This is a genomic window from Pseudomonas sp. TWI929, from assembly GCF_039673335.1.
GTDB lineage: Bacteria > Pseudomonadota > Gammaproteobacteria > Pseudomonadales > Pseudomonadaceae > Aquipseudomonas.
Window position 1 is genome coordinate 1 of record NZ_JBDJLK010000079.1, and the last position, 25,085, is coordinate 25,085.

At 64.0% G+C, this 25,085-nt stretch carries 11 protein-coding genes; 4 read left to right on the forward strand and 7 right to left on the reverse strand.

Annotation, left to right across the window (positions count from 1 at the left end):
* Window positions 1–113: 113 nt before the first annotated feature.
* Window positions 114–1,526 carry a DOPA decarboxylase gene (locus ABE456_RS23220; protein WP_346646021.1) on the forward strand — a complete coding sequence of 471 codons (1,413 nt, stop codon included), beginning with the start codon at window positions 114–116 and terminating at the stop codon, window positions 1,524–1,526.
* A gap of 36 nt (window positions 1,527–1,562) precedes the next feature.
* On the opposite strand, the gene ABE456_RS23225 is transcribed toward ABE456_RS23220, so the two are convergent.
* Window positions 1,563–2,936 carry an MFS transporter gene (locus tag ABE456_RS23225; protein WP_346646022.1) on the reverse strand — a complete coding sequence of 458 codons (1,374 nt, stop codon included), beginning with the start codon at window positions 2,934–2,936 and terminating at the stop codon, window positions 1,563–1,565.
* 287 nt (window positions 2,937–3,223) lie between these two features.
* On the opposite strand from ABE456_RS23225, the gene quiC reads away from it, so the two are divergent.
* Window positions 3,224–5,131 carry a 3-dehydroshikimate dehydratase QuiC gene (gene quiC / locus ABE456_RS23230; RefSeq protein ID WP_346646023.1) on the forward strand — a complete coding sequence of 636 codons (1,908 nt, stop codon included), beginning with the start codon at window positions 3,224–3,226 and terminating at the stop codon, window positions 5,129–5,131.
* A 165-nt stretch (window positions 5,132–5,296) separates the two neighbouring features.
* Here the strand turns inward: quiC and ABE456_RS23235 are convergent, their stop codons facing one another.
* The 6 genes from ABE456_RS23235 to ABE456_RS23260 all read right to left on the reverse strand — a co-directional run bounded on the left by ABE456_RS23235 (window position 5,297) and on the right by ABE456_RS23260 (window position 12,829).
* Window positions 5,297–5,965, reverse strand: coding sequence for a class I SAM-dependent methyltransferase (locus tag ABE456_RS23235; RefSeq protein WP_346646024.1), 669 nt, complete (start codon window positions 5,963–5,965; stop codon window positions 5,297–5,299).
* An 11-nt stretch (window positions 5,966–5,976) separates the two neighbouring features.
* Window positions 5,977–7,329, reverse strand: coding sequence for a chromate efflux transporter (chrA, locus tag ABE456_RS23240; RefSeq protein WP_346646025.1), 1,353 nt, complete (start codon window positions 7,327–7,329; stop codon window positions 5,977–5,979).
* A gap of 18 nt (window positions 7,330–7,347) precedes the next feature.
* On the reverse strand, window positions 7,348–8,211 hold the full coding sequence (locus ABE456_RS23245) for a sensor domain-containing diguanylate cyclase (protein WP_346646026.1): 864 nt from the start codon (window positions 8,209–8,211) through the stop codon (window positions 7,348–7,350).
* A 204-nt stretch (window positions 8,212–8,415) separates the two neighbouring features.
* Entirely contained in the window at window positions 8,416–9,744 is a 1,329-nt protein-coding gene (locus ABE456_RS23250) for a TolC family outer membrane protein (RefSeq protein ID WP_346646027.1), read from the reverse strand.
* A 1-nt stretch (window position 9,745) separates the two neighbouring features.
* Entirely contained in the window at window positions 9,746–11,086 is a 1,341-nt protein-coding gene (locus tag ABE456_RS23255; RefSeq protein WP_346646028.1) for an HlyD family type I secretion periplasmic adaptor subunit, read from the reverse strand.
* Window positions 11,087–11,092: 6 nt separating this feature from the next.
* On the reverse strand, window positions 11,093–12,829 hold the full coding sequence (locus tag ABE456_RS23260; RefSeq protein ID WP_346646029.1) for a type I secretion system permease/ATPase: 1,737 nt from the start codon (window positions 12,827–12,829) through the stop codon (window positions 11,093–11,095).
* Between the two features lie 546 nt (window positions 12,830–13,375).
* Between ABE456_RS23260 and ABE456_RS23265 the strand changes: the two genes are divergently transcribed.
* Entirely contained in the window at window positions 13,376–24,142 is a 10,767-nt protein-coding gene (locus tag ABE456_RS23265) for a peroxidase family protein (protein WP_346646030.1), read from the forward strand.
* 145 nt (window positions 24,143–24,287) lie between these two features.
* Window positions 24,288–24,914, forward strand: a complete 627-nt coding sequence (locus ABE456_RS23270; protein ID WP_346646031.1) for a LysE family translocator — start codon at window positions 24,288–24,290, stop codon at window positions 24,912–24,914.
* Window positions 24,915–25,085 lie beyond the last annotated feature (171 nt).

Genomic DNA, 25,085 nt, shown 5'->3' on the forward strand with positions numbered 1-25,085 from the left:
GGCCAGCACCCACTGCATCACCATTTTTTACTAATGGGTTTAGATACGTTGGGTTGGGGGCAAGCCCGCGAAAGGGCCGGCACAGGCAGTGGATGAACCACAGGAGCCGCCAAGTGACCCCCGAACAATTCCGCCAATACGGCCACCAACTGATCGACCTGATCGCCGACTACCGCCAAACCGTCGGCGAACGCCCGGTCATGGCTCAGGTCGAGCCCGGCTACCTCAAGGCCGCCTTGCCCGCACATGCTCCCCAGCAAGGTGAACCCTTCGCAGCCATCCTCGACGACGTCAACCAGCTGGTCATGCCCGGCCTGTCGCATTGGCAGCACCCGGACTTCTACGGCTACTTCCCCTCCAACGGCACCCTGTCCTCGGTACTGGGTGACTTCCTCAGCACTGGCCTGGGCGTACTGGGCCTGTCGTGGCAATCCAGCCCGGCGCTGAGCGAGCTGGAAGAAACCACCCTCGACTGGCTGCGCCAGCTGCTTGGCTTGTCTGGCCAATGGAGTGGGGTGATCCAGGACACCGCCTCGACCAGCACCCTGGTAGCGCTGATCAGCGCCCGTGAACGCGCCACCGACTACGCCTTGGTACGCGGTGGCCTGCAGGCCGAAGCCAAGCCATTGATCGTGTATGTCAGCGCCCACGCCCACAGCTCGGTGGACAAGGCCGCGCTGCTGGCCGGCTTTGGCCGCGACAACATCCGCCTGATCCCCGCCGACGAACGTTATACCCTGCGCCCAGAGGCGTTGCAGGCGGCGATCGAGCAGGACCTGGCCGCTGGCAACCAGCCCTGCGCCGTAGTTGCCACCACCGGCACTACCACCACCACCGCCCTCGACCCACTGCGCCCGATCGGCGAAATCGCCCAGGCTCATGGCCTGTGGCTGCATGTGGACTCGGCCATGGCCGGTTCGGCGATGATCCTGCCTGAGTGCCGCTGGATGTGGGATGGCATCGAGCTGGCCGATTCGGTGGTGGTCAATGCGCACAAATGGTTGGGTGTGGCCTTCGATTGCTCCATTTACTACGTGCGCGATCCGCAGCACCTGATCCGGGTGATGAGCACCAACCCCAGCTACCTGCAATCGGCAGTTGATGGCGAGGTCAAGAACCTGCGTGACTGGGGCATCCCGCTGGGCCGCCGGTTCCGCGCGTTGAAGCTGTGGTTCATGTTGCGCAGCGAGGGGGTTGAGGCGTTGCAGGCGCGGCTGCGGCGTGACCTGGACAATGCCCAGTGGTTGGCGGGGCAGGTTGGGGCTGCGCCAGAGTGGGAAGTGCTGGCGCCGGTGCAGCTGCAGACCTTGTGCATTCGCCATCGGCCGGCGGGGCTGGAAGGGGAGGCGCTGGATGCGCATACCAAGGGCTGGGCCGAGCGGCTTAATGCTTCCGGGGCTGCGTATGTGACGCCGGCGACGCTGGATGGGCGGTGGATGGTGCGGGTGTCGATCGGGGCGTTGCCGACCGAGCGGGGGGATGTGGAGCGGCTTTGGGCTCGCCTTCAGGACGTGGTTCAGGGCTGAAGATGCCGGGGCTGCAGAGCAGCCCCTTGCAATCTATCAGTGGCTCACCGCCTGAAAGCTACCTTTACGGCTGGCCTCATAGGCTTCCTTCGCCATCGGCTTGGCCTCTGGGTTCCCCAGGTCTTCCATCGTCAAACGGTGGGTTTCCGGGGCAATGTAGGCCGCCAGGGCACACACGCAGGTGATGAAGAAGGCCAACCCACCGATCACCAGCGGGATGTTGTCCGAGCCGGGCGGGGCAACCAGGGCGAACAGCGCTGGCAGCATGGCGGTCAGCATGGTGCCGACGTTCTGCGCAATGGCCATGGCCGAAACGCGGTAGCGGGTGTGGAACAGCTCTGGGTAGAAGCTTGGGAACACCGCGTTGTAGCCCTGGTAAACCATGCCCCACATCACGATCGAAGCGGCGAAGGCCAGCGGTACGTTCTGGATGCTGATCGCATACAGGTAGACGAAGGCCAGCAGGCCAGAGCCCAGGCAGCCGGCGATCATGGTCGGGCGACGGCCGATCTTGTCCGACAGGTTGCCGACAAACGGAATCACCAGCACCGCGACGATGTTGCCAACTACCGGGATCCACAGGTACACGCTCTTGTCGAAACCGATGCCATAGGCCGGCTGCACCGCGTAGGCCGCACCGAAGATAGTGGCCACCACCGGGATCACGTTCATCAGCGCCATGAACATCACCAGCACCATGTGCTTCCAGCTGTGGCGGAAGGCTTCGCTGATTGGCGACTTGGCGACTTTGTCCTGTTTCTCTTCCTTCACGAACGCCGGGGTTTCGTGCACTTCCTTACGGATGATGAAACCGGCCACCAGTACGAAGGCGCTCATCAGGAACGGAATGCGCCAGCCCCAGTCGTTGAAGGCTTCGCTAGGCATGAAATAGGCCAGTGGCAGGAACACCGCCGCAGCCAGCACCTGGCCGGCCTGCACGCCTTGCAGGGTGAAGCTGGCGTAGTAGCCCCTTCGGCCGAATGGCGCATGCTCCATGATCATCGAACTGGCACCGGAAATTTCCCCGGCCACGGCAAAGCCCTGGATCAGACGCAGCACCACCAGCAAGGCCGGCGCGAGGAAGCCGATGTCGTGGTAGGTAGGCAGCAGGCCCACGGCCATGGTCGACAGGCCCATCAGGAACATGCACAGCAGCAGTACGTTCTTGCGGCCGCGGGTGTCACCCCAGTGGCCCAGCACGAAGGCACCGATCGGGCGGGCCAGGTAACCCACGCCGTAGGTGGCCAGCGAGGCGATGATGGCCATTTTCGGGTCGGTGTTGGGGAAGAAGATCTGCGGGAAAATCAGCGCAGCGGCCTGGGCGTAGATGAAGAAGTCGTAGTACTCGAGGGCCGAGCCTATCCATCCACTGGCGGTCGCTTTCTTGGCTTGAGAGCTGGAGTGAGCCATGGTTGTCTCCGTTGTTATTGTTGTTTGCGCAGGTTCCGCCATAGGTTTCAGGGGCAGGAGGCAACGGTCGGTGTGCCTGCGTCTGTGGTTCATGTTGACCACGGGCCAGCGGACTGGCAATTCGCTAAAACGGGTTTTGTGCGATAATCGAACGCAAAACTAACCATTCCGTACAAAGAGATTGAAGCGACGACTTTACCTGCGAATAATCGATCGTGCCATAAACTGTGACAGTGGTTTTTTACCTGACTGGCACCGTAATCCTCTAACAAAAAGGAACTCCCGCCATGCAGCGTTCGATCGCTACCGTGTCCTTGAGCGGCACCCTGCCGGAAAAGCTCGAAGCCATCGCCGCCGCCGGTTTTGACGGCGTCGAGATCTTCGAAAACGACCTGCTCTATTACGCCGGCAGCCCGCGCCAGGTACGCCAGATGTGCGCTGACCTGGGTATCGCCATTACCCTGTTCCAGCCGTTTCGCGACTTTGAAGGCTGCCGCCGCGACCGCCTGCAGAAAAACCTCGACCGCGCCGAGCGCAAGTTCGACCTGATGCAGGAACTGGGCACCGACCTGGTGCTGGTGTGCAGCAACGTCCAGGCCGATGCCCTGGGCGATGAACAGCTGCTGGTCGACGACCTGCGCCTGCTGGGCGAGCATGCCGGCAAGCGTGGCCTGCGCATTGGTTACGAAGCCCTGGCCTGGGGCCGCCACGTCAACACCTACCAGCAAGTGTGGAACCTGGTACGCCAGGCCGACCACCCCTCCCTCGGGGTGATCCTCGACAGCTTCCACACCCTGTCGCTGAAGGGCGACCCCAGCGCGATCCGCGACATTCCCGGCGACAAGATCTTCTTCGTGCAGATGGCCGACGCGCCGATCCTGGCCATGGACGTGCTGGAGTGGAGCCGCCACTTCCGCTGCTTCCCAGGGCAGGGCGAAATGGACATGGCCGGTTTCCTCGCGCCGATCCTCGCCACTGGCTACCGTGGCCCGCTGTCGCTGGAAATCTTCAATGACGGCTTCCGCGCCGCGCCACCCCGGCAGAATGCCGCCGACGGCCTGCGTTCGCTGCTGTACCTTGAAGAGCAGACCCGCCTGCGCCTGGAGCAGGAAAACACAGCGATCGAGCCTGGCGTGCTGTTCACCCCGCCAGCGGCCAGTGCCTATGACGGCGTGGAGTTCCTCGAGTTTGCGGTCGACGAAGCCGTCGGCGCGCGCCTGGGCAGCTGGCTGAAGCGCCTGGGCTTTGCCGAAGCCGGCAAGCACCGCAGCAAAGAGGTGCAGTTGCTGCGCCAGGGCGATATCAACATTGTGCTGAACGCCGAACCGTACTCCTTCGGCCACAACTTCTTCGAGGCCCATGGCCCGTCGCTGTGCGCCACCGCACTGCGGGTCAAGGACCAGCAAGCCGCCCTGAAGCGCGCCACCGCCTACCGTGGCCAGCCGTTCCGCGGCCTGGTCGGGCCTAACGAGTGCGAAGTGCCGGCAGTCCGTGCGCCGGATGGCAGCCTGCTGTACCTGGTGGAGCAGGGCACTGCCGGTCACACCCTGTACGACACCGACTTCAGCCTGGACAAGAACGCCACCGCCACCGGCGGCCTGCGCCGCATCGACCACATGGCCCTGGCCCTGCCGGCCGAGTCGCTGGACAGCTGGGTGCTGTTCTACAAGAGCCTGTTCGACTTCGCCGCCGACGATGAGGTGGTGCTGCCCGACCCGTATGGCCTGGTCAAGAGCCGCGCCCTGCGCAGCCAGTGCGGCACCCTGCGCCTGCCGCTGAACATTTCGGAAAACCGCAACACCGCCATTGCCCATGCGCTGTCCAGCTACCGCGGTTCGGGTGTGCACCATATCGCCTTCGATTGTGACGACATCTTCCGCGAAGTAGCGCGGGCCAAGTTGGCCGGGGTGCCGCTGTTGGAAATCCCGCTGAACTACTACGACGACCTGGCGGCGCGCTTCGATTTCGACGACGAGTTCCTCAGCGAACTGGCGTACTACAACGTGCTGTACGACCGCGATGCACAGGGCGGCGAACTGTTCCACGTGTACACCGAACCGTTCGAGGAGCGCTTCTTCTTCGAGATCATCCAGCGCAAGGGTGGCTATGCCGGTTACGGCGCTGCCAACGTCGCGGTACGCCTGGCGGCCATGGCCAAGGCCCGCAGCGGCGCGGCGCGCAAGCCGGTGCTGTAGTTTTAGCTATGCGGTCATTGTGGGAGCGGCCTTGCGTCGCGATTGGGCTGCAAAGCAGCCCCAGCGATATCTGCGGTGCTGCGAATGTCCGGGGGCCGCTCTGCGGCCCTTTCGCGACGCAAGGCCGCTCCCACACATCAGAATTGTGTGGGCCGTGGCTCTGCGTCAGCGGCGCTCAGCCACCAGCAACAACGACTGCGGCACCGCGCTCTGCGGATGCTGCGGCTCCTGCAAGCTGACCAGCCGCAACCCCGCCATGTCCAGCGCGTTCAGCCAGCTGGCCAGGGTGCGGAAATACCACGGCATCACCTGCCAGTCGCCGGCGAACCCGGCAAACGACTCCTCCCGCCAGCCATCCTGGTAATCCCCGCCTGCCACGCTCCACGGGTGCAGGGTCTGGATCACCAGCGTCCCCCCAGGCGTCAGCAACGCATTCATCGCCGCCAACAGCGGGATGATGTCCTGGTGCAATAGCGCGAAATTGGCGCAGACCAGGTCATAGTCTTTGCCAACATATACCTGCCCATCCGCCAGTTGCGCATAACTGGCCAGGTGCACCTCGGCAGGCCCCGCAGCACGTGCGGCTTCTACCAGCGACCTGTCACCATCGACGCCCACGGCCTCGATACCCCGGTCGCCCAGCGCCCGCAGCAACCAGCCCTCACCACAGCCCAGGTCGAGCACCCGTTCGGGCTGAAGGCCGAGGATGGCCAGCAGGATGGCCTGGTCGGTGACCTGGCGACGGCTCTCGATGCTGGCGCTGCGCACCGCATCAATCCAGGCCTGGGCGTTGTGCTGCCAGCTGTCGAGCAAGGCGTCTTCGGGGTTGCGCATGGTCGTGTCCATCAGCGAAGAAGGTGAATGGCGAGCCCTGCGAAGGCGCAGCCGATCAACACTTGTATCACCCCACGCTTGTAGTGGAACAGCGCTAAAGCCGCCACCAGCGCAATCAGCGCCGAAGGCCAGTCGAACGCCCCGTCGAAACCGGTCGGCCACAGCACGTGGTAGCCGAAGAACAGTGCCAGGTTGAGAATCACGCCCACCACGGCCGCGGTTATCCCGGTCAGCGGCGCGGTGAATTTCAGTTCGTTATGGGTCGATTCCACCAGTGGGCCGCCGGCGAGGATGAACAGGAACGAGGGCAGGAAGGTAAACCAGGTCACCAGGCTCGCCGCCACTGCGCCAGCGAGGAACGCCTGATCGGTGCCGAACATAGGCTGCAGGTAGCCGCCGACGAAGCCAACGAAGGCTACCACCATGATCAGCGGCCCGGGGGTGGTTTCACCCAACGCCAAGCCATCGATCATCTGCGTCGGCGACAGCCAGCCGTAATGGCCGACGGCGCCCTGGTAGACATAGGGCAACACCGCATAGGCGCCGCCGAAGGTCAGCAGTGCCGCCTTGGTGAAAAACCAGCCCATTTGCGTCAGCGTGCCCTGCCAGCCAAAGGCCGCCATCAACAAGCCCATGGGCAGCAGCCACAGCGCGGCACCCACCAGCAGCAAACCCAGCAGGCGCCTCCAGCTGAAGCGGGCGTGCGCCGGCGTCGGGGTGTGGTCGTCGATCAGGGCCGGGCCATGGCTGGCCTTGGCGGCGCTGTGGCCACCGCCGGGGGCGAACTGCCCCGGCAGTAGCCGCCCGCCAACATAACCCAATAGCGCGGCTGCCAGCACGATCAGCGGGAAGGGCACATTGAGCGCAAAGATGGCCACGAACGAGGCTGCGGCAATGGCCCACAACCAGCCGCTTTTCAGGGCCCGTGTGCCAATGCGGTGGGCGGCGTGCACGACGATGGCAGTCACGGCCGGCTTGATCCCGTAGAAAATCCCGGCCACCACTGGTACTTCGCCCCAGGCCAGGTAGACCCACGACAGGCCGATCAGGATGAACAGCGATGGCAGCACGAACAGCGCGCCGGCAATTACCCCGCCCCAGGTGCGGTGCATCAGCCAGCCGATGTAGGTAGCCAGCTGCTGGGCCTCGGGGCCGGGCAGCAACATGCAGTAGTTGAGGGCATGCAGGAAACGCCGCTCACTGATCCAGCGGCGCCGCTCCACCAGCTCCTGGTGCATGATCGCAATTTGCCCCGCCGGGCCGCCGAAGCTGATAAAGCCCAGCTTCAGCCAGAACAGCAATGCTTCGAACAGGCCGATGTGGCCGCGCGATGGTTCGGCAGCGCCTTGCTGCTGGTCAGCCATCCGGTTTCCCCTTGTCGTTCAGCCTGCCGCACTGCGCTGCCGCTTGATCCGGTACATGTCCCCATCAGCATGGCGTAGCAGCATGTCGGCATCGTTGCCGTCCTCGGGGAAACAGGCCACGCCAATGCTGCAGGACGGCGCGTCGATGCCGGCGAACTCGGCGCCGAGTGGCTCGGCCATCACAGTCAGGATGTGTGCCACCTGTTCGGCAAGGGCCTGCGGCGATGGGCAGTCGGGCAACAGCACGGTGAATTCGTCACCGCCCATCCGCGCCACCGTGGCCGCCGCCCCCACGCAGCCTTCCAGCCGACGTGCCAGCGCGCACAGTACCCGGTCGCCCACGCTGTGCCCGTGGTTATCGTTGATGTCCTTGAAGTCATTGATATCGAGGAACAGCAACGCCAGCCGGCGATCGTGGTGCCGTGCCGCGGCAAGCGCGCTGTCCAGCCGCTCAGTGAACATGGCCCGGTTGGCCAGCCGGGTCAGCGGATCATGGTGGGCCAGGAAGCGCAGTTCCTCCTCCGCTTGATGCAGTGCGGTCACATCCCGGGCCACACCGATACGGGCCTCGGCCTCCGCCGACCAGCAGGCCGCCCACAAGATGTGCACGATACCGCCATCCTTGCGAATGTAGCGGTTACGGAAGTCGTAATGGGGTTGGCCGTTCATTACCCTGACAATCGAGGCGCGGGTGATCGCCAGGTCGTCAGGGTGCATGTAGTCGGTGATCGGGGTGCCGATCAGTTCGCAGGCCTGGTAGCCCAGCAGCGCCTCGCAGGCATCGCTGACGAAGACGATCTGGTTGTTCCGGTCGACCACGAATACCGTGTCCAGCATCAGGTGGATCAGCCTGGGGTACAACGCTTGCAAGTCTACGGGCATGGTTCAGGGCGTCCGCGGCAGGGTGACCGATCATAGCCTGAAACTGAACAAAATGCGGTAGGTGCCGTGGACACTGTGGGAGCGGGTTCACCCGCGAAAGAAACCACGCGGTCTATGGCACCGGCTTCGCCGGTGTTCGCGGCTGAAGCCGCTCCCACAGGGACCGCGGCGGCCTTCAAAAAAACAAGCAAGAACACCCTGCTATCAGTTGCTCACCATCAGCTCCGGCCCCAGGTAGTCGTTGATCTGATCGATATCGTCATCCCCCAGGCTGCCCACCGACGAGGCCAGGCGCAGGCGCGACATCAGGTAGTTCAACTTCGCCTCGAACAGGTCGTGGCGGGCGTCAAACAGCAACTCTTCGGCATTGAGCACATCCGAGTTGGTGCTGGTGCCGCCCTCCTTGAAGCCCTTGCGGGTCGAGGTCAGCGAGCGTTCGTTCGACGCCACGGCCTTCTCCAGTGCATGGATACGCAAGGCGCCACTCTGCACCCCGCGGTACTCGCGGGTAGTGCCGGAAATCACTTCCTGGCGCGTGGCGTCTAGTTCATCCAGGGCCTTGGAACTGTTGGCGCTGGCCTGGCGGGTCAGCGCGCTGGTGCTGCCGCCGCTGTACAGCGGGATGTTCAGCTCCAGCCCGATCGAGCTGTAGTGGTTGCGCTGGTTCAGTTCGGAAATCGACTGGCTGCTGCCGGCGGTGTAGCCCGCCACGAAATCCAGAGTTGGGTAGTGCCCGGCGCGGGCGCGTTTCACTTCTTCTTCGGCCAGCTCGTAGTTGTACCGGCGCGCATGGATCAGCGGGCTGTCGGCCTGGGCCTTGACCAGCCAGTCCTGCAGGTTGCCCGGCATCAGCGGCGGTGTGTTGAAGCCTGGCTGCAAGGTGGTCAGCGACTGCGGGGTTTCACCAATGTATTCCTCCAGCTTGCGTCGGGCATTGACCAGGTTGTCCTGGGCTTCGATCAGGTCGGCTTCGGCCAGGTCGCGGCGGGCCACCGACTCGTCGATGTCGGTGATGGTGCCGGCGCCCAGCTCCATGCGCCGTTTCGCCGAGGCCAGTTGTTCTTCGAAAGCGTTCAGCTTGGCCTTGGCCAACGTGATGGTTTCGCTGGCCAGCAGCACGTCGAAGTAGGCGTCGGCCAGGCGCACCGCAGCGTCCTGGCTCTTGGCATCGAACACTGCCACGCTGTAGTCGGCACGCTGCTGGCCCTGGCGGTACTCGGCCATCTTCTGCTTGTTGAACAGCGGTTGGCGCAGGCGTACGTTGGCACCCTTGGAGTCATAGTCCAGGTCATTGTCCTGGCCATTCTGGCGCTGGCTGCCATTGACCCTGTTGAAGTAGCCCGCAGCATTGATCTGCGGCAGCAGGCCGGCCTGGCCGATGGCGCGGTTCTCGCCGCCGGCTTCCTTTTCATGCACCGCAGCGCGGTAGATCGGGCCCTGGTACTGCAACAGGTCCCAGGCTTCTTTCAGGTCCATGGCACTGGCCTGTACAGATAACCCCAGCAGGCACAACATCAGGCACGGGCGTTTCATTTCATTGCTCCTTGAACGCGGCGTCTACGCGTTCGAGCATCGGTTTGAGCAGGTAGCTGAGCAGGTTGCGCTCGCCTGTCTTGATGGTAACGGTGGCGGGCATGCCGGGGCGGATATGGTTGCTGCCCAGCAGGCCCATGCCAGCTGGCGTCACTTCCACCTGGGCCAGGTAGAACGGCTGCTTGCTTTCTTCGTCGAGCAGGCGGTCGGCGGAGATGGTCTTGACCCGCCCTGGTATGTTCGGCGTCTGCGCGTGGTTAAACGCCGGGAAAGCGAGGTCCACGGCCAGGCCTGGGACCATCTTGTCGATGGCCTGCACCGGGATCATCGCGTCGACCTGCAGCGGCTCATCAGTCGGCACCACCTCCATGATCTTGGCGCCGGGCTGGATGATGCCGCCGACCGTGGCGATGCTCAGTGCCTGGACCATGCCGTCGATCGGCGAGCGGATGACGGTGTGGGTCACTTCGTAGTCCAGCGCGCGCAAGCGGTCGGCCAGGGTGGTGTTTTCCTTGGCGGTGTCGGTCAGTTGCGATTCCACCTCCTTCAGGTAGTCGTGCTGGCGCTGCAGGATGCGCAGCTTGATTTCCGTAGCCTGGCTGCGTGCCCGGGCAATGTTGTTGAGGTTTTCAGCCTGGCCGGCGGACAAGTCGGCATTGTTGCGCTCCAGTTCCAGCAGGCGGTTGCGCGGTACATAGCCTTCGGCGGCCAGTACCCGGGTGCCTTGCAGCTCCTGGTTGAGGAAGCCGATTTGCGAGGCGCGGGCGCCATACACCTGTTGCAGGCCTTTGAGTTGCACTGCCGAGGCGACAAGGTTTTCTTCAAGGATGCTCAGCTCCCCGGCCAGGCCCGCGCGGCGGGTGTCCAGCAGGCGCTGTTGCAGGTCCATGGCCGCCAGTAGGCGTGGGTCACTGCCGTAGTGCTCGAGCAGGGCCGGGTCGAAGGTGATCGTGTCGCGGTCATCGCGCTCCGCTTCCAGGCGGTTTTCCACGGTTTTGCTGACGATGTACTGGGCGCTTAGCGCGCCTTGTTCGGCCACTGCGCGCAGGGCGTCGAGGCGCACTACCTCCTGGCCCTTTTTCACCACATCGCCTTCGCGCACCAATATCGCTTCGACCGTGCCGCCGGTCAGGTGCTGTACCGCCTTGCGGTTGCTGGTGACCTTGACTGTGCCGGTGGCAACCACGCCGGCATCCAGTGGCGCCAGGCACGACCACAGCAGGAAACCGCCAAAGCCGGCGATCACCAGCCACACGCCCCAGCGGACTGGACGGCCCACGTCCATGTCGATCAGGTCGTTGGCTTCGGCACGAATCAATTCGGTGTGTTGGCTCATCTGCATGATCGGTTACTCCCGTACTTTTACCGAAGCCAACGGCGCCGAAGCGCCACCGGGTATCACGCTAGCCTTGCGCAGCGCAGTGAACACTTCGTCACGGCTGCCGAGCATGTGCACGCCGCCGTCGCGCAGCATCAACACCTTGTCGACCGTGCCCAGCACGTTGGGCCGGTGGGAAATCAGGACCACCGTGGTACCGCGTGCCTTGAGCTCGACCAGTGCATCGACCAGGGCCTTCTCGCCCACGTCGTCGAGGTTGGCGTTGGGCTCGTCCAGTACTATCAGGTTCGGCTCGCCATACAGTGCGCGGGCCAGGGCAATGCGTTGCTTCTGGCCGCCCGACAACGGGCTGCCGTCGGCGGCCAGGCGCGTGTCGTAACCCTGCGGGAAGCGCAGGATCATGTCGTGTACGCCGCTGCTGCGGGCGGCGCGGATCACCGCTTCGCTGTCCACTTCGGCAAACCGCGCAATGTTCTCGGCGATGCTGCCTTCGAACAGCTCCACGTCCTGCGGCAGGTAGCCGAGCCACGGGCCCAGTTCGCTTTTGTTCCAGGTGAAGATGTCGGCGCCGTCCAGGCGCACCTTGCCGGCCTGAGTCGGCCACACGCCTACCAGCAGGCGGGCGAGGGTGGACTTGCCCGAGGCCGAAGGGCCGATCACGCCCAAGGTTTCCCCCGGGACCAGGCTGAAGCTCACCCCGCGTACGATGGTGGTGCTGGTACCGGGGGCGCCGGCGATCACGTTTTCCACGGCCAGCATGCCCACTGGCCGCTGCAGCGACATGCTCGGCGGCCGCTGCGGGTAGTCCTGCAGCAGGTCGTTGAGCCGGCCCCAGGCCAAACGGCAACCCAGCAGCTGCTTCCACGAGGCAATTACCTGTTCCACCGGGCCCAAGGCGCGGCCGGTCAGGATCGAGCAGGCGATCATCATGCCGGGGGTGATCTTGCCTTCGATTGCCAGCAGCGCGCCGGTGCCGAGGATCAGCGACTGCAAGGTGATGCGCACGAAGCGCCCGGTGCTGCTGATCAACGCGGCGCGGTCGGAGGCCAGGGTCTGCATCTGCAGGATGCGCAAGTGGCCCTGGTACCAGCGCTTGCCGATTGACGGCAGCATGCCCATGGCCTCGATGACTTCGGCATTGCGCAAGTTGTTGTTGGCATAGCTGGCCGATGACATGGCCGCCTGGTTGGCTTCGGCCAGGGGCTTTTGCGTGGCCTTCTCGGTGAGGTAGGCCAGCCCCACCAGGATCAGCGAGCCGATCATGGTGACCAGCCCGAGCAAGGGGTGAATCAGGTAGCAGACCAGCAGGTAGATCGGCGTCCAGGGGGCATCGAAGAAGGCGAACAGGCCGTTGCCGGTGACGAACTGGCGGACCTGCGCCAAGTCCTGCAGTGCCTGCGCCGGGTTGCCGCCGGCACGGCTCAGGTTGCGCTCGAAAGCGGCACTGAAGATGCGCCGGTTGAGGTCCATGTCCAGGCGGTTGCCAACCCGGATCAGCACGCGGGTTCGGATCATTTCCAGGGCCGACATCAGCAGGAACAGCCCGACCACCAACAGGGTGAGCATGGTCAAGGTAGTGACGTTGCGGCTGACCAGGGCACGGTCATACACCTGCAGCATATAAACGGCTGGCGTCAACATCATGACGTTTATCACGCCGCTGAAGGCGGCCAGGGCGTAGAAGCTGCGACGCAGGCGAAACAACGCGTCAGCCAGCTCGGAACGAATGCGTGGCGGCTTGTGCATCGGGGGCCTCCCTTTTCACAAATCGGGGAATCCGTTGCGGCGCCCCGTACTGCGGTAGTTGTGGCTTCTGGTCGGCTCGCAGACGGGTCGCTCTAAAGGCGAATGGTCCAAAACGCTGCGTTGCTCCCATATGCAGCAGCGTAGGTTGCAACGAAACAATCAGTAATATCTTTTCGCTCTATAAATTCTTTGAACTTTTCATAAGTGCCAGAAAAACAGCTAGTTGCAACGCATTATCATCATGAGACGATTTTTCTGACGGGATATTGACAAGGTTTTGTCCTACGACTTTAGTCTGATGTATTCGGACCCTGTGCGAGCTGGGGGCGATGCATGTGCGTTACACCGCTGTATCGCACAGTTAACAAGGATACCGCCGTACCCATGGGAGCCGGCTTGCCGGCGATGAGGCCAGTGGCGTCTGCACAACACCGCCCAGCTGTCCGCTGAACCCCTGAACAGAAACTGCGCAAGTCAACCCTGACTGGGCGCGGGAAGGACCCTGTTGCCCTGTGATTTCTCCCGACAGATCGAGGGCAATTGAAAATGGCCAATTTCAGCAAGTCGGATTTGGAATTCATCCTCAAGCAGATCTTCATCGCCGAAGCCCATGCTGCCGGCACCAGCCTGATCGACCTGCTGCCTAACAGCCAGGTGCCATTCGGCCTGCGCACCGTGGACGGCAGCTACAACAACCTGGTCGCCGGGCAAAGCGAGTTCGGCGCTTCCGACAATGCGTTCCTGCGCCTGCTCGATGCCTCCTACCGGGCCAACTATGTTGGCACCGGTATGGTCACCGACTCGCAGCCGCGCACCATCAGCAACCTGATCGTCGACCAGACGCAGAACAACCCGGCGGCGGTCGAGGCCAACGGCGGCGCCGCCCCGGTGATGAGCCCGGGCATCGACGGGGTGTTCGGCACCGCTGATGACAAGCCGGTGTTCTTCATCCCCAACGTCTCGCCAGACGCGGGCCTGACCGCCGGCTTCAACGCCTGGATGACCTTCTTCGGCCAGTTCTTCGACCACGGCCTGGACCTGGTCACCAAAAGCAGCACCGACATCGTGTTCATCCCGCTGCGCCCCGACGACCCGCTGTACAACGCCAACAGCCAGACCAACTTCATGGTGCTGCCACGGGCCGTGCGCACCGCCGGTGCCGATGGTGTGGTAGGCACTGCCGACGATGGCCAGACCAACACCACTTCGCCGTTCGTCGACCAGAGCCAGACCTACAGCTCGCACCCCTCGCACCAGGTATTCCTGCGTGAGTACATGCTCAACGCCGCCGGCGACCCGGTGGCCACCGGGCGGCTGATCACCAACCGCGACCTGGGCGCCGATGGCAAGTTCGGCACCAGTGACGATGGCAACAGCGAGAACGGCGGCATGGCCACCTGGGCGGTGGTCAAGGCCCAGGCCCGCGACCTGCTCGGTATCAACCTGACCGACGCCGACGTGCACAGCGTGCCGCTGCTGGCCACCGACCCCTATGGCAACTTCCTGCGTGGGCCCAACGGCATGCCGCAGGTGGTGATGCGTGTGAACAATGGCCTGGACGGCATCGCCGGCACCGCCGACGACGTCACCCAGCTGGTCGAAGGCAACCGCGCCGCGCCCATCAGCCTGGCCAATGCCGTAAGCACCGGGCATGGTTTCCTCGACGACATTGCCCACAATGCCGCGCCGGTGATCGTCGGTGGTGAGCTGCGTCCCGACGGCGACACCCTGATTGGCAATGCGCAGCCTCCGGGGCCTGGCGGCAGCAACCTGACCTACGACAACGAACTACTCGACGCCCACTACATTGCCGGTGATGGCCGGGTGAACGAGAACATCGGCCTGACTGCCGTGCACCATGTGTTCCACTCCGAGCACAACCGCCTGGTGCAGCAGACCAAGGACACCCTGCTGGCTGCGGGCGACGTGGCGTTCCTCAACGAATGGCTGATCGACGATGTGGCCGCCATCCCTACCACCGCCGCCGGCATTGCCGCGCTGGTTTGGGACGGTGAGCGGTTGTTCCAGGCCGCCAAGTTCGGCACCGAAATGCAGTACCAGCACTTGGTGTTCGAAGAGTTCGCCCGCACCATCCAGCCGCAGGTCGATGAGTTCCTGGCACCCAACGGCTACGATACTTCGATCAACCCGGCAATCCTCGCCGAGTTCGCCCACGTGGTGTACCGCTTCGGCCACTCGATGCTGACCGAAACCGTCGACCGCTTCGACACCAACTTCGACACGGTAAACGGCGACCCGCAACTGGGCCTGATCGCCGCCTTCCTCAACCCGCTGGCATTTGCCGAAAGCGGCGCCACTGCAGACGAAGCAGCTGGCGCGATCATCCGCGGCGTGACCCGCCAGCTGGGCAACGAGATCGACGAATTCGTCACCGAGGCGCTGCGCAACAACCTGCTCGGCCTGCCGTTGGACCTGCCTGCGCTGAACATTGCCCGTGGCCGCGACACCGGCATCCCCAGCCTGAACGAAGCCCGCCGCGAGTTCTACGCCATGACCGGCGACAGCCAGCTCAAGCCGTACATCAGCTGGGTCGACTTTGCCGATTACCTCAAGCACCCGGCATCACTGGTGAACTTCATCGCCGCCTACGGCACGCACTCGACCATCACCGGGGCCACCACCGAAGCGGCCAAGCGCGCCGCTGCCTTTGCCTTGGTATTTGGCGGCGATGGCGCGCCGTCTGACCGCCTGGCGTTCCTCAACGGCACCGACAACTGGGCCAACAATGCCGGCGTGACCATTACCGGCGTCGATGCCATCGATTTCTGGGTAGGCGGCCTGGCCGAGAAGAAGATGCCGTTTGGCGGCATGCTCGGTTCCAGCTTCAACTTCGTCTTCGAAACCCAGCTGGAAGCGCTGCAGAACGGCGACCGTTTCTACTACCTGTCGCGCACGGCGGGCATGAACTTTGGCACGGAGCTGGAGAACAACTCCTTCGCCAAGCTGATCATGCTCAACTCCGACGTCACCCACCTGTCCAATACCGTGTTCCTCACGCCCACTTACACCCTGGAGGTGAACCAGGCCAACCAGTTCACCGGGCTGGGTGCTGAAGGCCGGGACGACCCGACTGGCGGCATCATGATCAACGGCGTCGAAGTGGTGCCGCTGGTGATCCGCGACAACCCCGATACCGTCGGGCCAGACGGCAACTACCTGCACTACACCGGCGAAGACCATGTGGTGCTGGGCGGTACCTCCGGTAACGACATCATCATCGCCGGTGAAGGCGACGACACGCTCTATGGTGACGCCGGCAACGACCGCCTCGAAGGCGGCGCCGGCAACGATGCGGTGCTGGGCGGCGCAGGCGACGACATCATCACCGACTCGTTCGGCGACAACCGCCTGGAAGGCAACGCCGGCAACGACGTGATCGTCGCCGGCAGCATGCTGGCGGTCGGCAATCTGATCCTCGGGGGCGATGGCCAGGACTTCATCATCACCACCGAAGACATCAGCACCACCTTCGGCGGCCAAGGTGACGACTTCATCCTCGGCGCCAAGACCAACCTGCCGCCGACCGGTAACGAGGGCGACGACTGGATCGAGAAGGGCACCCAGGACGGTGCGCCCGGCGACAACTTTGCGCCGTTGCTGGGTGACGAAGTGGTCGGCAACGACATCTTCGTCGGTGGCGGCGGCTTTGATGAAATGATCGGCGAGGGCGGCGACGACATCTTCGTCGGCAGTGATGCCCAGGACAAGATGGACGGCATGTCCGGCTTCGACTGGGTGACCTACAAGAATGACAAGGTCGGTGTCACCGTCGACCTGAGCCTGGCCGCCCTGGCCCAGCCCCATGGCAATGCACCGAACCAGAACACCGGCGTGTTCAACCCGGTCGGCGCCTCGCCGGCTTCCATCCTCGACCGCTTTGCCGAGGTCGAGGGCGTGTCCGGCTCGCATTACGCCGACGTGCTCAAGGGCGATGATGTCGATGCCGTGACCATCCTCAACCATGGCGGCGCCACCGGCAGTGCGTTGACCAACGTCGACTTGATCCATGGTTTGCGCGACTTCCTGGAAGCCGCCGGGTTACCGACCACTGGCTTTGCCACCGGCAACATCCTGCTCGGCGGCGATGGCAGCGACCTGATCGAGGGCCGAGGCGGCGACGACCTGATCGACGGTGACAAGTGGCTCAACGTGCGCATCGCGGTGTATGCCGCCGATGACGTTGACCACACTGGCCCCGAGATCAACAGCTTCGACAGCATGGTCGACATGATCCCGTACATGCTCGACCGCACCTACAGCCCTGGCCAGCTCAAGGCTGTACGGGAAATCCTGAATGGCATCTCGACCGGCGGGGCGGCCTTCGATACCGCGATATTCTCGGGCGTGCAGAGCGAGTACACCGTCACCCGTGACAACCGGGGCACGGTCATCACTTCCGACGATGTCTGGACCGTGACCGACAGCGTAGCCGGCCGCGACGGCGTCGATACGCTGCTGCACATCGAACGCCTGCAGTTCGCCGACAGCCAGCTGGTGCTGGTGGACGGGGTGAACGCGCAGCCCACCGGCAGCCCGACCGTGACGGGCGGTGTTGGTGGTGCGGTTACCGTGGGCGATATGCTGACGGTGAGCGTGGCGGGCGTACGTGATGCCGACAACATTGGCACCGGCAACCCGCTGGGTACGCTGGCCAACAGTTCGGTGTCGTACTACTGGCAGTTCGAGGCCACCCCGGGCAGTGGTGTGTTCGAGGACATCATCCTCCTGCCTGCCGGCGACCTGGCGTTTCAGAGTGCCGACGGTACCTCGTTCAAGGTGTCACCAGACCTGGCCGGCCTGAACCTGCGGGTCAAGGCAATCTACCAGGACGCCCATGGCACTACCGAAGTGCTGTTCTCCCAGCCTACCGGCCTGGTGCAGCCAGGCGCGCCCGTGGTGCCGACCCCGGCGGTGCCGGTGGTGGATGCCGCTGACGGTGGTGCCGGCCTGCACATGGTGCGCTCCGACCTCAACTTCATCCTGGCGCAGATCAAGATCGCCGAGGCCGATGCACATGGGCAGGACATCCTCTCGCTGATCCCCAACATCCGTGCGCCACTGGGCCTGCGGGCGGTGGATGGTTCGAACAACAACCTGATGAACCTCAACGGCAACAACCACACCGAGTACGGTGCTGCCGACAACGTGTTCCCGCGCCTGACCGACCCGGTGTTCAACCAGGCCGAAGGCGTGGGTGCCGGCTTCTTCGGCCCTGGCTCGCCAGCCGTCCCCGGCTCTTCGTACCAGCAAACCAGCGGCGCGGTGTTCGACTCGCAACCGCGTACCATCAGCAACCTGATCGTTGACCAGACCTCGAACAACCCGGCGGCCTATGCCAACGCCTATGACCCAGGCCTGAACGGCCAGCTGGACTTCGGTACACAAGGCAACGACGACGTGCTCAAGGACGGCGTGCGCATCGTTGCCAGCCCTGGCCTGGACGGTAAGTTCGGCACCAATGACGACCACGATGTGTACCTGTTCGAGAACACCGCTGCCGATGCCGGGCTGTCCGCGCCGTTCAACGCCTGGATGACCTTCTTCGGGCAGTTCTTCGACCATGGCCTGGACCTGGTCACCAAGGGTGGCTCTGGTACGGTGTACATCCCGCTGAAGCCGGACGACCCTCTGTACAAGGAAGGCGCCCCGACCAACTTCATGGTCATGACCCGTGCCACCAACCTGCCGGGTGCCGACGGCATCCTCGGCACGCCCGACGACATCCACGAGCACACCAACACCACCACCCCGTTCGTGGACCAGAACCAGACCTACAGCTCGCACCCGTCGCACCAGGTGTTCCTGCGTGCCTACGTGATGACCGACAATGGCCCGGTCGCCACTGGCCGGCTGATTACCAACCGCGACCTGGGCGCCGATGGCAAGTTCGGCACTTCTGATGACCACGAAATCGGCGGCATGGCCACCTGGAAGGTGGTCAAGGCACAAGCCCGCGACCTGCTCGGCATCAACCTGACCGATGCCGACGTCGACAACGTGCCGCTGCTGGCCACCGACGCCTATGGCAACTTCATCAAGGGGCCGCATGGCTACCCGATGGTGGTGATGAAGGGGGTAGACGGTATCGCCGGTACTGCCGATGACCAACAGGTAGAAGGCAACCCGCTGGCGCCGATCAATCTGGCCAATGCGGTGCGCACCGGCCACCAGTTCCTCGCTGACATCGCCCACAATGCAGTGCCGGTGTTCAGTGGTGGGGTGCTGGCACCCGATGCGGATAACCTCGTTGGCAACCCGGTGGACGTCAACCCGAACACCGGTGCCAACCTGAACTATGACAACGAGCTGCTCGACGCGCACTACATTGCCGGCGATGGCCGGGTCAACGAGAACATCGGCCTGACCGCCGTGCATGCGATCTTCCATGCCGAGCACAACCGGCTGGTGGCACAGACCATGGACACTGTGCTCGACTCCAAGGACCTGGCCTTCCTCAACGAGTGGCTGCTCAACCCGGTAACGGCATTGCCAACCACCCCGACCGAGGTCAATGCCCTGGTGTGGAACGGCGAGCGCCTGTTCCAGGCCGCCAAGTTCGGCACCGAAATGCAGTACCAGCACCTGGTGTTCGAAGAGTTCGCCCGTACCGTGCAACCACGGGTCGACCTGTTCTTCGCCCCGACCCAGGTGTATGACGTCGACCTCGATGCCTCGATCGTGGCCGAATTCGCCCACACCGTGTACCGCTTTGGCCACTCGATGCTGACCGAGACCGTCGACCGCTTCGACATCGACTTCAACGTCATCAAGGACCCGGCAAGCGCCAACCCCGAACAGCAACTGGGGCTGATCGCGGCGTTCCTCAACCCGCTGGCCTATGCCGCCAGCGGGGTCACCCCCGAGGACGCGACCAGCGCCATCGTGCGCGGGGTCACTCGCCAGGCCGGTAACGAAATCGACGAGTTCGTCACCGAGGCGCTGCGCAACAACCTGCTCGGCCTGCCGCTGGACCTGCCGGCAATCAACATCGCCCGTGGCCGCGACGTCGGTATCCCCTCGCTGAACGCCTTGCGCCGCGACATCTACGGGCAAACCGGCGATACCCAGCTCAAGCCGTACAGCAGTTGGGTCGACCTGGTGCAGCACCTGAAGCATCCGGAGTCGCTGATTAACTTCATTGCGGCCTATGGCACCCACAGCACCATCACCGAAGCCACCACGCTGCTGGAAAAACGCGCTGCAGCCATGGCCCTGGTGTTCGGCGGCGATGGTGCGCCAACCGATCGGCTGGACTTCCTCAACAGCAGCGGCGACTGGGCCAACAAGACCATGGCCGGCAAGGATGGCGCACTGGGTACCGCCGATGACCTGAAGGGAGTGACCATCACCGGTGTCGATGCCATCGACCTGTGGATCGGCGGCCTGGCCGAAGAGAAAACCCCGTTCGGCGGCATGCTCGGCACCACCTTCAACTTCGTGTTCGAGAACCAGATGGAGAAACTGCAGGACGGCGACCGCTTCTACTACCTGGAGCGCACCGCCGGCCTGTCGATGAACGCCGAGCTGGAAAGCAACTCGTTCGCCAAGCTGATCATGGCCAACACCTCGGCCACGCACCTGCCGGGCCTGGTGTTCTCCGACCCGGGCTTCTACCTGGAGCTGGACCAGAGCAAGCAGTACAACGACGGCCTGGGCAATGCCGACCCGCTGGGCGAAAATGGCGAGCAGGTGGTGTTCCGCGACAGCCCGCTGACGGTTGGCCCGGACAGCAACTACATCCGCTATGCCGGTGCCGAGCACATTGTGCTGGGCGGTACCAACGGTGACGACATCCTGGTGTCCAGCGAGGGTGACGACACGGTCTGGGGCGATGCCGGCAACGACCGCATCGAGGGTGGTGACGGCAACGACCAGCTGCGTGGTGGTGCCGGCGACGACATCATCAGCGACATGGGCGGTGACGACAACATCCAGGGCGGGGACGGCAACGACGTGCTGCACGGCGGTAATGGCATCAACCTGATCATCGGCGGCTTCGGCAACGACTTCATCGTCACCGGTGAGGATGCCTCCGAAGCCATTGGCGGCCAGGGCAATGACTTTATCCTGGGCAGCAAGGCCAACGAGCAGGACATGGGCAACGAAGGTGACGACTGGATCGAGAAGGGCACTTCGGACGGTGCGCCTGGTGACAACTTCGACCCACTCGGCAACGACCCGGTCATTGGTAACGACGTGTTCATCGGCGGCAACGAGAACGACAAGTTCAACGGTGAAGGCGGCGACGACATCATGGTCGGCAGCCTGGGCTTTGGCGACCGCTACATCGGTGGCTCGGGCTACGACTGGGCAACCTTCAAGGACCTGGCCCAGGGCGTGACCATCGACTACAGCGACCGCTTCTTCGATGTGCCACCGGTACCGGGCTCAGGCGCCTCGGCGCTGGTGCGCTTCGACATCATGGAAGGCCTGTCGGGTTCGGCGCATGGCGACTTCCTGCGCGGTGACAACGAAGACGCCACTTCACTGCCGACGGCTGGCGCGACAGGCAGCGTGCTGACCAACATCAGCCTGATCAATGGCCTGTCCAGCCTGCTGGCTGCCGGCGCGACCTTCTACGATGGTGGCAACATCATCCTCGGTGGCAGCGGCAGTGACCTGATCGAAGGCCGTGGCGGCGACGACATCCTCGACGGTGACAAGTGGCTGAACGTGCGCATCAGCGTACGCGCCAACCACGATGGCACCGGCCCGGAAATCGCCAGCTTCAACAGCATGGAGCCGATGGTGCCGCTGATGCTCAATGGCACCTACAACCCAGGCCAGCTGGTGATCATCCGCGAGATCCTCAGCGGCACCGACAACTACGACACGGCCTTGTTCTCGGGGGTGGCCACCGACTACGACGTGGTGGTCGATGGCAACTCGGTGACCGTTACCGACCGGGTGGCCGGGCGTGATGGCGTCGACCACCTAACCGGTATCGAGCGCCTGCAGTTCTCTGACACCTCGATGGCCTCCGGCGTGGGTACCGCGGCCAACGCAGGCCCGTCGGGCCACCTGGTGATCCTCGACGCTGCCAGCGGCGTGCGTGACGACACACCGGTCAGCGGCCAGCTGCTGAAGGTAACCAACCTGGCGGTGCACGATGCCGACAACGCCAGCGCGGCCAACGCCAGCGGTGCCGTCAATGGCCCGATGGCCTACTACTGGCAGGTCGAGCGCCTGCCGGGCTCCGGGGTGTACGAAGACATCACCTTCGTCGCCGCTGGCGAGGTCTCGCGGGCAATCGGTAGCACCTATCGGGTGACCGACGATGTGGCCGGCCTGAGCATCCGCGTACGTGGGGTGTACCAGGACGCCAAAGGCACGCTGGAAATCGTCGATTCGTCGGCGAACAGTGCGCCGAGTGCCGGGCCGACCGTGACCGGGCTGCTGGTGCAGAACCAGACGCTCACCGCCAACCCGGCGACCATCGTCGATGCCGACGGCCTGAGCAACCCGCAGTTCACCTTCCAGTGGCAGTCCAACCGGGGGGTGGGTTGGGTCAACATTGCTGGCGCCATCGGCAGCACCTTTGTTCTGACCCAGGCGCAAGTAGGGCAGAACATGCGAGTGGTGGTCAGCTACGTGGATGACTTCGGCGTGCAGGAAAGCGTCGCCTCCGACATCCTCGACCCGGTGGCCAACGTCAACGATGCACCGACCGGTGCCGTGCTGATCAGCGACACCACGCCAGACCAAGGCCAGACGCTGACCGCGCTCACTGGCGGTATCGCTGATCTGGACGGCCTGGGCGCGTTCAGCTTCCAGTGGCAACAGGGCACTGGCGGTATCTTCGCCAACATCGTCGGCGCTACCGCAGCCACCTTCACCCCGGGCTTTGCCCAGGGCAACCAGCAGCTGCGGGTGATCGTGCGCTACACCGATGGCTTCGGCACCCTGGAGTCGTTGACTTCGGCGGCCACTGCAGCGGTGACAGTGCCAGCTGGCGTGGTGCTGGTCGGTACCAACGGTGCCAACACCCTGACCGGTGGCGCGGGCAACGACGTCATCTCGGGCCTGGGCGGCAACGACACGCTCAATGGCCTGGGCGGTGCCGACCAGCTGTTCGGTGGTGTCGGCAACGACATCCTCAACGGCGGTGACGACCCAGACCTGCTCAATGGCGAGGACGGCAACGACACCCTCAACGGCGGGCTTGGTGCGGATACCATGATCGGTGGCGCCGGCAACGATACCTTCGTGGTCGACAACGCCGGTGACACGGTAACCGAAGCGCTGAACGGCGGTACCGACCTGGTACAGACCAGCCTGGCAAGCTACACCCTGGGTGCCAACGTCGAGAACCTGACTTACACCGGCAGCAGCGCCTTCACCGGTACCGGTAACGCGTTGGCCAACACCATCACCGGTGGCGCCGCCAACGACCTGCTCAACGGCGGTGCAGGGGCTGACCGCCTGGTGGGTGGCGTCGGCGATGACACCTACGTGGTGGATGACGCCGGGGATGTGGTGGTCGAGGCTACTGGAGCAGGCACGGACCAGGTACGTACCACGCTGGCCAGCTACACCATGACCGCCAACGTCGAGAACCTGACCTATACCGGGGCGGGCAACTTCACCGCTACCGGTAACGGCCTGGCTAATATCATCAATGGCGCGGCAGGTAATGACACGCTCAGCGGTGACGGCGGCAACGACGTGCTCAATGGCAATGCCGGCAACGACACCCTCAACGGCGATGCCGGCAACGACCAGCTGTTCGGCGGCCTGGGTGCCGACCGCCTGAACGGTGGCGGTGGCGATGACAGCCTGGATGGCGGTGACGGCAACGACACGCTGCTGGGGGATGCCGGTAACGACACCCTGAACGGTGGTGCTGGCGATGACAGCCTGGACGGTGGCAACGGCAACGACACCCTGCAGGGCGGCGATGGCAACGACACGCTGTTTGGTGATGTTGGCAACGACACCTTGCTCGGCGGCGCCGGCAATGACTTCATCAACGGTGCGGCAGGCAACGACACGGTCACGGGTGGTGCCGGCAACGACACCATGATGGCCACTGACGGCAACGATGTGTTCCAGTTCGCCGCCGGCTTCGGCAACGACCTGATCATCAACTTCGATGCCATTGCGGCGGGTGGCCAGGACCGGCTGGATATCACCGCCCTTAACATCACCGCGGCCACCTTTGCCGCCAGCGTGACCATCGCCGATGTTGGCGCGGATACGCTGGTCAGCATCGGCGCTGCCGACTCCATCCGCCTGGTGGGGGTGGCGGATGCGACCACGGTGACCGCAGCGGACTTCATCCTGGCGGGTTGAGGTATGCTACAGGGGCCGCTTTGCGGCCCATTCGCGGGCACGCCCGCTCCCACAAGGTCCAGCGTCAACCCGGGCCCTGTGGGAGCGGGCGTGCCCGCGAATGGACTGCAACGCAGCCCCCATTTTTTGCGAAAGGAGTCGCCGAATGTTTCCCCTCGATACCTGGCTGATGTACACCCTGGCCTGCGTACTGCTGGTCCTGGCCCCTGGCCCCGATAACCTGCTGGCCATTGGCCGAGGCCTGACCCAGGGCAAGGCCGCTGCGATTGTCTCGGGGTTCTCCTCCGGTGCTGGCATCCTGTTCCACGTCGCCGCTGCCGCCTTGGGCCTGACGCTGTTGATGCAGACCTCGGCGTTGGCATTCCTGGCTGTCAAGTTGGTGGGGGCGGGCTACCTGATCTGGCTGGGCATCAAGGTGCTGCGCAGCCGTAACCTGTTCAGTTTCCAGCCAGCGGCGCGGCAGCCGTTGTCGACCATCTTCCTTACCGGCTTCCTGTCGGCGGCGCTCAACCCCAAGCCGGGATTATTCGTGCTGGCCTTCATCCCGCAGTTCGTCGACCCGCAGCGCGGCTCGGTGACCGTACAGATGTTGGTGTATGGGGTGTGGTTTGCCTTGCTCACGGCCGCCGGCTTTGCCCTGATGGGGATGTTTGCCACGGTGCTGACCGGCTTCCTGCGCGCGCGGCCCAGACTGGTGAATGGCCTGAACCTCGGGGCAGGGGTCACGTTTGTGGCTTCGGGTGTGTCGATTGCGGCGCTTGGGCAGAAGTGACATAGGGGCTGCTTTGCAGCTCATCGCGAAGAGAGCTGAGTTCGCAAGCGGTCCGCATCCCCTGTGGGAGCAACTGTCTTGCTCAATTTCTAAAAGCTGGCGCGATCCCTGTGGGAGCGGGCTTGCCCGCGAACACGGGCGAAGCCCGTGCCATCCACCGCGGTGTCTTCT